Origin of the sequence: Micromonospora cremea, assembly GCF_900143515.1 — a bacterium.
Lineage (GTDB): Bacteria > Actinomycetota > Actinomycetes > Mycobacteriales > Micromonosporaceae > Micromonospora > Micromonospora cremea.
Window position 1 is genome coordinate 2,515,544 of record NZ_FSQT01000001.1, and the last position, 12,244, is coordinate 2,527,787.

General features: G+C 70.4%; 11 protein-coding genes. 7 read left to right on the forward strand and 4 right to left on the reverse strand.

Translation table 11 applies throughout. The features are described from left to right. Nucleotides 1-20: 20 nt before the first annotated feature. Nucleotides 21-1,934 carry a CocE/NonD family hydrolase gene (locus BUS84_RS11600; RefSeq protein WP_074311279.1) on the reverse strand — a complete coding sequence of 638 codons (1,914 nt, stop codon included), beginning with the start codon at nt 1,932-1,934 and terminating at the stop codon, nt 21-23. Nucleotides 1,935-2,308: 374 nt separating this feature from the next. On the opposite strand from BUS84_RS11600, the gene BUS84_RS11610 reads away from it, so the two are divergent. The 6 genes from BUS84_RS11610 (at nt 2,309) to BUS84_RS11635 (ending at nt 9,398) form a co-directional block, all read left to right on the forward strand. Then, complete coding sequence (locus BUS84_RS11610; protein WP_143728332.1) at nt 2,309-3,142, forward strand: carbohydrate ABC transporter permease; 834 nt, start codon at nt 2,309-2,311, stop codon at nt 3,140-3,142. Further along, entirely contained in the window at nt 3,139-4,440 is a 1,302-nt protein-coding gene (locus BUS84_RS11615; RefSeq protein WP_074311283.1) for an ABC transporter substrate-binding protein, read from the forward strand. Before BUS84_RS11610 ends, BUS84_RS11615 begins: the two co-directional genes overlap by 4 nt. Further along, entirely contained in the window at nt 4,433-5,443 is a 1,011-nt protein-coding gene (locus BUS84_RS11620) for an ABC transporter ATP-binding protein (RefSeq protein ID WP_074311285.1), read from the forward strand. The genes BUS84_RS11615 and BUS84_RS11620 overlap by 8 nt, the downstream gene beginning before the upstream one ends. Further along, a complete protein-coding gene (locus BUS84_RS11625) occupies nt 5,440-6,321 on the forward strand; it encodes a carbohydrate ABC transporter permease (RefSeq protein WP_159451011.1) in 882 nt (293 codons plus the stop codon). Before BUS84_RS11620 ends, BUS84_RS11625 begins: the two co-directional genes overlap by 4 nt. Nucleotides 6,322-6,339: 18 nt before the next feature. Beyond that, nucleotides 6,340-6,807: a hypothetical protein gene (locus tag BUS84_RS11630; RefSeq protein ID WP_143728333.1), complete on the forward strand. Its 468-nt coding sequence runs from the start codon at nt 6,340-6,342 to the stop codon at nt 6,805-6,807. A 242-nt stretch (nt 6,808-7,049) separates the two neighbouring features. Continuing rightward, on the forward strand, nt 7,050-9,398 hold the full coding sequence (locus BUS84_RS11635; RefSeq protein ID WP_074311290.1) for a WD40/YVTN/BNR-like repeat-containing protein: 2,349 nt from the start codon (nt 7,050-7,052) through the stop codon (nt 9,396-9,398). Between the two features lie 532 nt (nt 9,399-9,930). On the opposite strand, the gene BUS84_RS39820 is transcribed toward BUS84_RS11635, so the two are convergent. From BUS84_RS39820 to BUS84_RS11650, 3 genes are all read right to left on the reverse strand, one after another. Continuing rightward, nucleotides 9,931-10,818 (reverse strand): hypothetical protein, encoded by an 888-nt coding sequence (locus tag BUS84_RS39820; protein WP_244298479.1) that lies wholly within the window; start codon nt 10,816-10,818, stop codon nt 9,931-9,933. Between the two features lie 151 nt (nt 10,819-10,969). Beyond that, complete coding sequence (locus BUS84_RS11645) at nt 10,970-11,221, reverse strand: hypothetical protein (protein WP_074311292.1); 252 nt, start codon at nt 11,219-11,221, stop codon at nt 10,970-10,972. Beyond that, nucleotides 11,218-11,517 (reverse strand): DivIVA domain-containing protein, encoded by a 300-nt coding sequence (locus tag BUS84_RS11650; protein WP_074311295.1) that lies wholly within the window; start codon nt 11,515-11,517, stop codon nt 11,218-11,220. The genes BUS84_RS11645 and BUS84_RS11650 overlap by 4 nt, the downstream gene beginning before the upstream one ends. Nucleotides 11,518-11,759: 242 nt before the next feature. On the opposite strand from BUS84_RS11650, the gene BUS84_RS11655 reads away from it, so the two are divergent. Continuing rightward, nucleotides 11,760-12,176: a GntR family transcriptional regulator gene (locus tag BUS84_RS11655; RefSeq protein WP_074311297.1), complete on the forward strand. Its 417-nt coding sequence runs from the start codon at nt 11,760-11,762 to the stop codon at nt 12,174-12,176. Nucleotides 12,177-12,244: the final 68 nt, after the last annotated feature.

Below are 12,244 nucleotides of genomic sequence, written 5' to 3' on the forward strand. Positions count from 1 at the left end.
CCGCCCACCGGGTCCCCCGGTTACAGGCCCGCGGCCACGGCCGCCGACCGGCCACCGACGATCGGCAGCTCGATTCGACTGCGGTCGAAGTGGACGGTGATGTCGGCTCGGTTCTGCTTCGCCCGGCTGCTGTAGCCGGAGTACGAGCCGAGCAGCACCACGCCGACCTGGTTGCCGGCCGCGAAGACGTAGTCCTCGGGAAGCAGCGGCACGTCGACGGAGTTCTTCTTGCCCGGCACCAGCGGCGTCGTCACTGACGGCGAGGTCAGGTTGAGGCCGTCCAGGATGCCCTTGGTCACCAGCTCCTGCGGAGCGGTGACGACGGTCTTCTCGGTCTGTCGGTAGCAGGCGTCCTCGGCGTGTCCGCCCCAGGTGGCCGAGTCGCCCCAGCAGTCCTCGGTGGTCAGCGTCCGGATGCCGTCACCGGAGGTGCTGAACCGCGGTCGGGTGCCGTAGTCCACCAGCAGGCCCGCGAAGCTGGTGTCTTCGCCGTTCACCGACGCGTTGATCTTGACGATTGGTGTGCCCGAGATGTGCAGCGGCTCGCGCAGCGGCTGGGAGAGGAAGACCAACCGGTTCTCCGTGTTCGCCGCCGGGTCCGACGGGTGCCGGATCGCGTTGGTCTGGCTCATCGACGGGGTGTCCTGGAATGTCCGGGACGCCTTACCTGGCTGCGGGCGGACCGACAGCCCGCCGGCCGCCCCCTCGTCGCCGGCGCCCAGGAACACCTGAGTGCTCCGGACGGCCGGGACCGGCCAGCTGCGGTAGGTCTCCCAGACGTCCGGCGTCCGCTCGATGTCGGCCATCGGCTCGGCCATGATGCCGTTCTTCACCCCGTGCAGCCAGAAGTCGAACCACCGGTGCAGGGTGTGCACCCACTCACCCCGGCGGAAGTCGAACGGGTCGATGTGACCGGTGCCGGTGAGCCAGAGCTTGCGCGGCACGTTCTCCTCGGCCAGCGCGTCCCACCACTTGCTGAAGTGGTCCGCGCGGACGTTGTTGTCGTTGATGCCGTGGACCACGAACACACTCGCTCGCACCCGGTCGGCGTGCGGGACGTAGTCTCGCTCGGCCCAGAAGGCGTTGTAGTCGCCGGTGACGTCGTCGCCGTCGACACCGAGCTGGGTCCGCACCGCCGCACAGTGTTCCCGCCGCTGCGGGTTGGTGACGGTGTTGGCGAGGCTGCCGGAGTAGTTGTTCGCCCGGGTGACCAGGCCGTTGCTGCGCGAGTAGTCGTACCAGCTGGAGATTGCCGAGATCGGCACGATGGTGGTGAGCCCCGGCACGCCGCTGGCGGCGGCCGCGTTGGCCAGCGTCCCGTCGTACGACTTGCCGATCATGCCGGTCTTGCCGTTGTGCCAGTCGGCGACGACCCGTTCGCCGGCCGCGTTGGTGCCGGCCCGACGACCGTTGAGCCAGTCGATCGCGGTCGGCGCGCTGATGTTGTCGGCGCGACCACCGGTGACCGGACAGCCGGTCGAGTTGTTGGTGCCGATCATGTCGAGCAGGACCACCGCGTAGCCGCGCGGGACGAAGTAGTTGTCGTAGAAAAGCGGCCACTGGTCGTTGAGGCCGTCGCCGTCGATGTCAGCCTTGCACTCGCTCTCGTTGCCCCGACACACGGTGGAGTAGTAGGGGCTGGCATCCATGACCACCGGCGCCCGCAGGCCGGCATCGCTGGCCTTGGGCCGCATGATGTCCATCGCCACGACGTCGCGGGCGCCGTCGCCGTCGGTGTCGACGTCGGAGGTGACGAATACCCGCTCGCGGATCGCGTCGGCATACCCGAACACCGGCTGGGTGACTCCGTGCTGAATGAGCGGACTGACCCGGCCCGCCGTCGGCTGCGCCGTCGCGGTTGCCGCCGGTAGGCCGACGGCGATGGCCGCAACGACCATCACCGACGCTCGCCACCAACTCCTTGTGGTTCGCATGGTGCTCCTCCCCATCTCCGGCACCGGCCGTGGACCGGTCGTCCCAGGCGAGGACGACGGGCCGGCGGTGCGGCAGTTGTCTCGCACCCTAGAAACCGATTCACGGATGGTCATCGGACAGATGCGGGAGGTGATCGTCGTTCGGTCCTACGTCTGTCGCATCTCGACAGGCGTAGGACCGGACGGCGGGTGATTCCAACAGGTGCTCGATGACGTGCCGGCCGCCCGGCCATAGGTTCGCCGCACCACCTCCGTCGGCCAACCAGACCGTCACCCAGGGTCACCGGCGGAGCCCATCGGTGGCATCGGAGACGAGCGCGCCAACCGGTTGCCGGGCACGGGAAGGGCGGGATGTGCGGTTCTCGGGCCCAGCCGTGATCCCGCGGTTCATGGGGCGGTTCCTGGTGCCGGCGGCGTTCGCGGCGCTCTTCGCCGCACCACTGTGGTTCATGGTGGTCGGCTCACTGCGACCTGCTGGCCTGCCCCCGCCCCGCACCATCGAGGTGCTCCCACCCGAACCGACCGTGGCCGCGTACGCCCGGCTGCCTGAGCTGATCCCGCTGTTCCGGTACCTGGCCAACTCGGCGCTGGTCGTCGCGGTCGCCGTGCCGCTGACCGTCATCGTCGCCTCACTGACCGGCTTCGGGCTGCGGCTGTTGACGCCGGTTGCCCGCCGCCGGGCGGTCCTGGGCCTGCTGGCGGTGCTCCTGGTGCCGGTCACCGCGGTGTGGGCCACCCGGTTCGAGCTGTTCCGACTGGCCGGCGTGGTCGACACGTACGTTCCGTTGCTGGCCCCGGCGCTGCTCGCCGGCAGCCCCTTCCTGGTGCTGCTCTACGCGTGGAGCTTCGGCGGTGTGCCGGACACCCAGCTCGGGGCGGCCCGGTTGGAGGGCGCCGGTTGGTTGACGATCTGGCGCCGGGTGGCGCTGCCGCAGGTGCGCCCGGCGACGCTGGCCGTCGGTGTGCTCGCCTTCACGCTGCACTGGTCCAACCTGATCGACCCGCTGCTCTACCTGCAGAGCGGTGACCGCTACACATACCCGCTCGGCCTGCAGTTCCTGCGGCTGCTGAACCCGACGGACTGGCCGCTGCTGATGGCCGCCTGCGTTGTCGCGACAGCACCGTGCGTGGTGGTGTTCCTGCTCGCTCAGCGAATCCTGCTCAACGACGATCCGCTGGCGGCACTGAGATCTGGAGGTCGTAGGTGAGCACGTTCCGCGCTCGACGATGGGTTGCCCTGATCACCGCCGCGCTGCTGCTCGGCTACGCGGCCGGCTGCGGCGCCGGCGACCGCGCGGCCGACCGACCAGGCATCACGGTCGTGCTCTTCGGCGACGCTGAGGAGATCGCCGGCTACCGCAGCCTGGTCGCCGCCTTCGAGCAGGCCCACCCCGACGTGCCCGTCAACCTCTCCCCCGTCGCCACCCAGGACGATCTGATGGCCCGCCTGACCACCTCGTTCGCTGGCGGGCAGCCACCGGACGTGTTCCTGCTCAACTACCGCCGTTACGGCCAGTTCGCCGCCCAGCAGGCGATCGAACCAGCGCAGGCGTACCTCGACCGCAGCGAGGCGCTGAAGGAGAGCGACTTTTCCCCGCGGGCGCTGGACGCCTTCCGGTTCGACGGTAAGACGCTGACCTGCCTGCCGCAGAACATGTCCTCCCTGGTCGTCTACTACAACGCCGACCTGTTCGCGGCGGCCGGAGTGCCGCTGCCGAAGGCCGGCTGGACCTGGGACGACTTCCTGGCCGCCGGGCGGGCCCTGACCGGCGACGGGAAGTACGGCGTGGGCGTGGAGCCGTCCCTGCCGCGGCTCGCCCCGTTCGTCTGGTCCAACCGGGGTGAGCTGGTCGACCACCCGGACAAGCCGACCACCCTGACCCTCACCGACGACCCGGCCAGCCGCGCCGCCGTCGACTGGTTCCTCGACCTGCAACTGAAGCACCACGTCGTGCCGCCCGACGCCGAGGAGCAGAGTGAGTCGAGTGAGGCCCGGTTCCTGCGCGGCACGCTCGGCATGTACCTCAACAGCCGGGTCGCCGTGCCGACGCTGCGCACCATCGACGGCTTCACCTGGGACGCGGCGCCGCTGCCGATCGCGCCGGGCGGCGTACCCGCGTCGATCCTGCACAGCGACGCCTACTGCATGAGCGCCGGCCTGCCCGACCACGACCAGGCCTGGCGGTTCATCGAGTTCGCGATGGGCGGGCAGGGCCAGCGGATCCTCGCCGGGTCGGGCCGCACGGTGCCGTCCCGGCTCGACGTGGCCAACTCCCCGGACTTCCTCGACCCGCAGAAGCCCCCTCGGTCGTCGCGGGTCTACCTCGACGCCGAGCCGCACCTGCGCGCCACCCCGCGCACCGGCACCTGGTCGCGCGTGGAGCGCGAGGCCGGTGGCCTGCTCGCGGAGGTCTTCTACGGCCGGATCGGACGCGAGGAGGGGCTGCGACAACTGGAGGACAAGCTCCGGCCGCTCTTCGCGCTCCCGGTGGGCGCCGGTGGCTGAGCGGGGCGTGATCCGCCTCGAATCGCTGACCAAGTCGTACGGGAAGGTCGTCGCCCTCGACGGCGTCGACCTGGCGGTGCGCGCCGGCGAGATGGTGACCCTGGTCGGCCCGTCCGGTTCCGGCAAGTCGACGATCCTGCGGCTGATCGCCGGGCTGGACCGGCCGGACCGTGGCCGGGTCGTCGTCGACGGGCAGGACGTGGCCCAGGTGCCACCGCACCGCCGCGCGGTGGCAATGGTCTTCCAGGACTACGCGCTCTACCCCCACCTCACCGTCCGCGGCAACCTGCTGTTCGGGCTGCGGGTCCGCCGCGTCCGGCGCGCGGAGGCCGAAGAGCGGGCCTGCGCGGCGGCCGACCGGCTCGGCATCGCGGAACTGCTCGACCGCTACCCCGACGAGACCTCCGGCGGGCAGCGCCAGCGCATCGCACTGGCCCGCGCGCTGCTGCGCGAGCCGACCGTCTACCTGCTCGACGAGCCGCTGGCCAGCCTGGACGCGCCGCTGCGCTTCGCCACCCGCGCCGACCTGCTCACCCTGCACCGGGAGCTGGGCACCACCACCATCCACGTCACCCACGACCAGGCCGAGGCGATGACGCTCGGCGAACGGGTCGTCGTCCTGAACCGAGGGCGGGTCCGTCAGATTGGCCCGCCGCAGCAGGTCTACGACGAACCCGAGGACACCTTCGTGGCCGGCTTTCTGGGCAGCCCGCCGATGAATCTGGTGCCCGGCGGCGGCGTGCTGGGCGGCGGCACCGACCTGACCCTCGGCGTACGCCCCGAGGATCTGCGGCTCGACCCCGACGGGCCGGTGACCGCGACCGTGGAAGCGGTCGAGGCGCTCGGCAGCGAGGCCGTCCTGCTGACCCGCTGCGACGACGGCACGCGGCTGACCGTGCGCACCGGCCCTCGGCCCGGCGTGTGGCCGGGCGACCAGGTGCGACTGCGCGCCGACCTGGGCCGGATCCACCGCTTCGACGCCGACACCGGGCGACGCCGGTGACCTCCGGCCGGGTCGGCCGACCACTGACCGCGTGGGCGTTCCTCGCGCCGTACGCGGTGGCGGTCGCGCTGCTGATCGCGCTGCCCGCACTGCTCAACCTCGGCTACGCGTTCACCGACCACACCGGACTGACCCGGGACCCTCATTTCGTCGGCTTGGACAACGCGCGCCGCCTGCTCGCCGACGGTTTCCTCGCCGACAGCATCCAGGCCTCCGCGATCCACCTGGCGCTGGCCGTACCGCTGCGGCTGCTGGCCGCCATCGGGCTCGGGCTGCTGCTGGCCGCGCCCCGCCCTGGCGGCCGCTGGTTCCGGGTCGCGGTCTACCTGCCGACCGTGGTACCCGACGTGGCCCTGGCGGTGCTCTTCCTGTGGGTGCTCAACCCGCTCTACGGCCCGCTCAACCAACTGCTCGGGCTCTTCGGCCACCCGGGCATGAACTGGCTCGCCGAGCCCGGCTCCGCACGGACGGCGGTAGCGCTGATGCTCGCGTTCCCGATCGGTGAGGGTTTCATCGTCGTGCTCGCCGCCCGACGGATGCTCGACGGACGGCTGTACGAGGCTGCGACGCTGGAAGGCTGCGGCCCGTTCGGCCAGTTGCGCCGGCTCACGCTGCCGCTGCTCGCGCCAGTGCTGCTGCTGCTCGCCGTCCGCGACACGATCCTCACCCTGCAGGTCAACTTCGTGCCGGCGTACGTCCTCACCGACGGCCGGCCCGCAAACGCCACGCTCTACCTGCCGGTCTACATCTTCGACCAGGTCTTCGAGTTCTCCGGCTTCGCCTACGGGGCCATGATCACGAGCGTCCTCATGGTGGTCACCGGCGTCATCATCACCGCGCTGCTGCTGATGGTGCGACGCTGGCGGGTGCTGCGCTGAGCGTGACATCCTGCTGCGGTGAGACTCCGGATGTTCGCCGTCGTCGCCACGGTTCCGTTGCTCGTCGCCTGCGGCGGCACGGACGCCGGGCAGCCCACCGACCGGAGGCCGGGAATGCTCGCGAACCTGCCCAGCTGCGACCGGGTGCCGCTGGACGCCGACGCCGAGGTTGACAGCCAGGTCACCGGCCTGCTCCTGCCGGAAGGCGCGCGGGTCACCTCGGTGGTCGAACAGGGCGCCCTGACCACGGTCGCGGCCACCATCCGGATGACCCCGCTGGACGTCCGCGCCCACTACGAGAGCCGTGGCGACATCGACCTACTGCGCGCCGAGGACGAGGTGTTCGAGGCCGAGGTGCTGATGCGGGCGCAGGAACGACGGACGTATCTGCGGGCCACCGCGCTCTGCGCGGACGGAACGACGCTGACCGCGGTGGTCGGGCCCGACTCGGAAGAGGCCGGCCTACCCGAGTTCCAGAGCAACTGACCATCGAACCGAGCTGATGCATGCCGACCCGGAACCAGGCGTTGCGCGTACGTCGGCGCGATCGGCTCGCTCGCTCTCGACAGGTGTCCTAATCAGACAGGGTGAATCGCGACAGATGCTCGGTGACGTCGGCCACTCCACTGTCTAGCGTGCGTACTGAAGACCACTTTCCGGTCGCCACGGCGCGTGGACAGGGAGACTGCATGAGACTCACGCTCGCCCGAAGGTACCGCGGCCTCGCGATGACAACGAGTCTGGGGCTGGTCGTCGCGCTCGCGCTGACCGCCTCGTCCGCACCCCGGCCGGTCCAGGAGTCGCTGGCCACCAACTCGCCCACCGGTCCGATGGAAATCCCCGACGAGTGGATGACCGCCCAGCGGATGAGCGACGGCAGCCGGGACCTCTCGGTGGCCAAGTACGCAAAGGCGCGCGGCGAGGCCCACGATCTCAACCTGCGCACCCGCCTCCTCAACCGCGACCTGGCGCAGCGGGAGTGGAACTTCTTCGGGCCTAGCAACATCGGCGGCCGGGTCGTGGACATCGCCGTCGACCCGCAGGTCCCCGACCAGATCTTCATCGCCGCCGCCTCCGGCGGCGTCTGGAAGTCCGACGACGCCGGCGCCACGTTCGAGACGGCCTGGCCGGACGACGGGACGCACAGCATGGGCGCGGTCGCGATGACCAGCGACGGCGTCCTCTTCGCCGGCACCGGCGAGGCCCAGCCGGGTGGCGGCTCGATCACCTTCGGCGGCGACGGCATCTACCGCTCGAAGGACCGAGGCAAGACCTGGCGGCACGTCGGCCTGAAGGACAGCCACGCCATCGGCCGCTTCGCCATCGACCCGAGCAACGAGGACCGGATTTTCGCCGCCGCCAGCGGCAACCTCTTCGTACCGGGTGGCCAGCGCGGCGTCTACCTCTCGGAGAACGGTGGGAACAGCTGGACGCAGGTGCTCGCGCCGCCGAACGCCACCACCGGCGCCACCGAGGTCGTGATCGACCCGAGCAACCCGCGCCGGATGTACGCGGCCATGTGGGACCACCTGCGCGAACCACATCAGCGCACCTACGGCGGGCTCGGCTCCAGCCTCTGGCGCTCCGACGACGCCGGCCGCACCTGGTCGCGGATGACCAACGGCCTGCCCACCGACGCCGACCAGGGCCGCTGGGGCATCGCGGTCGCCCCGGACAACCCCCAGCGGCTGTACGCGTACGTCGGCACCGCACTCGGCCCGTTCCGCGCCTTCTACCGCTCCGACGACGGCGGCGACAGCTGGACGCAGACCCCGGTCACCGCCGGTCAGGCGTCCCAGTCCACGTTCAGCTGGTGGTTCGGCAAGCTCTTCGTCGACCCCGGTAACTCCGATCACGTCTTCCTCACCGGGGTCAACCTGATGCGCTCGACCAACGGCGCGCAGAGCTTCTCGTCGGTGAGCGGCGTGCACGCCGACCAGCACGCGATGCGCTGGGACCCGAAGGTGCCCGGGCGGGTCTACCTGGGCAACGACGGCGGCCTCTACCGATCCGAGGCGAACGGCGCGAGCGGCTGGGTCAAGGCGACCTACGAGCCTTACACCCAGTTCTACACGGTGGACGTGGCGCAGACCGATCCGGTGTTGAAGGTTGGTGGCGCGCAGGACAACGGCTGCAATCGCGGCTACAACGGCGTCGGTGGCGCGTGGAACGCCATCGGCTGCGGTGACGGCCTCCAGGTGGTCATCCACCCGGAATTCCCGAACATCGTCTTCGGGTGCAGCCAGTACGGCTCCTGCTACCGGTCGGAGAACTCCGGTGGCAGCCCCCGCCAGAGCATCGGCACCGGCCAGACGACCTCGGAGCGGCGCAACTGGCTGACCCCGCTGCAGTTCGACCCGAGCGACCCGAACGTCATGTACTACGCCGGGAATATCCTCAACCGCTCGACGGACAACGGCCGCACCTGGACGCCGATCAGCCCAGACCTCACCGGCGGCGGCCCCAACGACCCGAACGGCTACCCGTGGGGCACGATCACCACCGTCGCCGCTGCGCCCACCGACGGCAACAAGCTCTACGTCGGCACCGACGACGGGCGGTTGTGGTGGACCGACGACCTCGGGCAGAACTGGCAGCAGGTCGACCCGGGGCAGCTGCCCGGCACCTGGGTCACCCGGGTGGCGGTGAACCCCGCCGACAAGAACATCGCCTACGCCACCTTCTCCGCGTTCCGGTCCGGTAGCGACCGGTCGCACGTGATGATGACCCGCGACGGCGGTCGTACCTGGAGCAACATCGGCCAGGGCCTGCCGGACGCGCCGGTGAACTTCGTCGTCCCGACCGCCGACGGCCTGCTGCTGGTCGGCACCGACGTCGGGGTGTTCATGTCGGCGTGGAACGGTGGCGAGTGGGCGGCGCTGGGCACCAACCTGCCGCAGGCGGCCGTGATGTACCTGCGTTACCACGAGCCGAGCCGGCAGCTCACCGCGGCGACCTTCGGGCGGGGCGTCTTCGACCTCACCGTGCCCCGCTGCCCGGCAGCGTCGACCAAGCTGCCGCTCAAGCAGACCGGTGTCGGCGTGATCGGCGTGCTCGCCTCCTGCCGAGCGGGCTGATCAACCGGTAGTTCGTCGCGTCTGACGCGGCTCGCAGGCCACCTTCCGGACCCGGGAGGTGGCCTGCTCGTTGACGCGCAACGCATTCGACACCCGAAGCCCGTCGACTGGTCGGCCGGACAGGCTCGGTACGCCGTGTCACGCCCAGCGCCGCCCTGCCTGCCATCAGGCCGGCAGAGCCGTCCGGTCGTCCGCTCCGCCGGACCGACTCGCACGCCTCTTGCGCCTTCTGCCAAGTAGCGTCGTCGACCCCTTCGAGCCGTCCCACCCCACGGCCGGGACCGCCAGACATGTTCGGGTTCTGAACGGCCGCGCGGTCGGTCTGGCTGAGACATTCCTGGTACGCCGCGAAGCCATTCTGGCCCTGGCTGTCACCGCCTCCGGTAGCCGTGGCGTCCGACCCGCCGCAGGCGCCCATCATCAGCACGGTCGAGGCGGCGGTCAGTGCGGCCGCCACCGGTCGACCCCTTCCAACTGAGGGTTGACGGTGGTCGGCCGGCCCGTTGCGAGCCGGCTTCTCCGTGACTAGTGCTCAGCGCCGGCGCTTGTTCAGACTCGGCAGACCGCCGGACACGGTCCGCACGCTGCCGTCCGGGTTGCTCCGGCCGGGCTTTTGTTGGGCCTCTGTCACCCGCCGCCCGGCCTGGTCGGAGGCACTCAGGTTGACGACGATCCGGTCTGACCGCCGCCAGCTCCGTAGGTGAGCCAGAGCCAGCTGACTGTCGGCGACGCCGGTCAGCGCACGAATCGCCGGCATGGCCCTGGTCGCGTCTGCGAGCAGGAGATGGGCGACGTCGGCTGGGCTCAGATTGCGCGGTGAGGCGTTGCCCGCCGAAACGAGAGACCCGTGGATCTCCCCATTCTCAAGCCACAGCCACACCGGCCGCTTGCCATCGCCGGCCCGCATCACCGGAGTTGTCGACGGGGTAACTGGCCTAGACGACGGCGTGGACGAGGCCGGCTTGGCCGAGAGGTGGGCTTGCAGAGCGGCCGGCGGCCGCGCTCGTCGCCGCGACTGTGCCGGGACGTCGACAATTGAGCGGGGCAAGGCCGCCCCTCCCGACGACGTCCCCGCGCCGGATTGCGGCGGCTCGGTCGGGACCGCCTGCCGTTCCCCCACGAACCAGCCGGCGAATTCCCACTGCTCCGGCGTGAACCTGACCGGGATGGCCTCGGTCAGGTGCGGTGCCGACGGGTCCTGAACGGTGAGTTGTGCGCGTCGCTTCGCATGGTCGGCTGCGGTGAGTGACCCGATGTCGAGGATCGCGGCCAGCGGTATCCGTCTGACGTAGGTCCTCGGCCACGGCAGCAACCGCCAACGCCGGAGGGCAAGGTGCTCCTCCTCGAACCAGGCGTCCCAACGCTGAGCGACCATCCCCGTCACCTCCCGTGCTGCGCACGTTAGCGGCCTGATGATCACGACTGCACTCGGCTCATCGGGCAGTTGAGATGACGGATCATCTGGTTGTGTCAGCGGTGCAGGCGGCGCGAGCAGTCGTCATCGTGACGGCCGCGGAGCACCGGGCACCGACTACTGGTGGCGGAGGAACCGCTGGCCCTCTCGGGGACGGTCATCTACGCAGCCGCCGGGCGCAGGGGCCGTCGTGGCCGTCGCGGAGGAGGCAGCGCCGGCCGCCAGGTAGCCGCAGGTCGCAGAAGACCCGGTGCCGGAGGAACTGCTGGTCCTCTTCGGAGACGGTGGTCTCCCCCGGGTCAGCCATCGGGAGCACCAGCATCCACCGCCCGATGACCCGGGCCAGGCGTTGTGCGGCAGACAGGTCGCTGGCAATCACGGGCAGGTGGATGACGTACCGCTGGCTCATCTCGGGTCGTCCCGCTCGTTGCGGGCACGGGCCTGGTCGGTCTGCCAGCGGCGCAGCGCGTTTTTGATCCGGACAGTCTCGAGGCGGCTCTCGGCGAGAGCGGCGTAGACGGCGGCCATGTCGACGGCGACCCGGTCGAGGAAGGCGTACACGTCGTCGGGGTTCAGACCGCGACGGCCGAGCCCGGTCGGCGCGAAGCGGCGCTCACGCACCTGCCACGGCAGCAGGCTGGTGTACGTCGAGGAGCGATACGTCGCTCCGACCTCTCGTGCCGGTCGTTCGTTGCGGGCAATCATCTGCTCGACCTGCCTTTCCCTTGATGGAAGGGGTGGGCCTTGTTCACACCGCTCGCGCGGGCCCACCCCGCCTGCCACCGCGGCTTCGACTAGCGGCACGGCAGCAGGTTTGCTGTACGGCGTCACTCGACCGGGCTATAGATCCGCCTCCCGCCTTGAGGCTCTGCCGCCTCGACAAATATACGGACAGGGGCACAGGGGCACAACCAGTGCGGCCCACGGGGGGACAAGGCTTACCAGGTATGACCGTCGATCCGCGCTCGCATACACCCGTCTATGTGCAGGTCGCCGACATATTGCGGCGGCGGATCGAATCCGGTGAGCTGGCGCCCGGGGTGTCGCTGCCGAGCGAAGCCCGGCTGACCCAGGAGTACGGCATCGGCCGTGAGGCCGTCCGGATGGCGATGTCGATCCTGCGGTCCGAGGGGTTGGTCAGCACCGTTCGCGGTCACGGAACGAGGGTGCGAAGCTCGCCCGAGCGGCAACGGGTAGAACTGCCGGCCGGCGCGTCGGTCGTCGCTCGAATGCCGACCGGCCGAGAACGGAACGAGCTGCACCTGGACGAGGGCGTCCCGGTGCTGGAGATCCGCCACGGCAAGGGCGAGGTCGAGGTCAAGCCCGGCGACCAGGTCGAGCTAACCCGCCCAACCGAGAGTTAAGCCGCACTAGCGCACCGATCCGCATAGCCCGAGTCTTGATGCTGGGCACCGATGATGGCGTCAAGCTC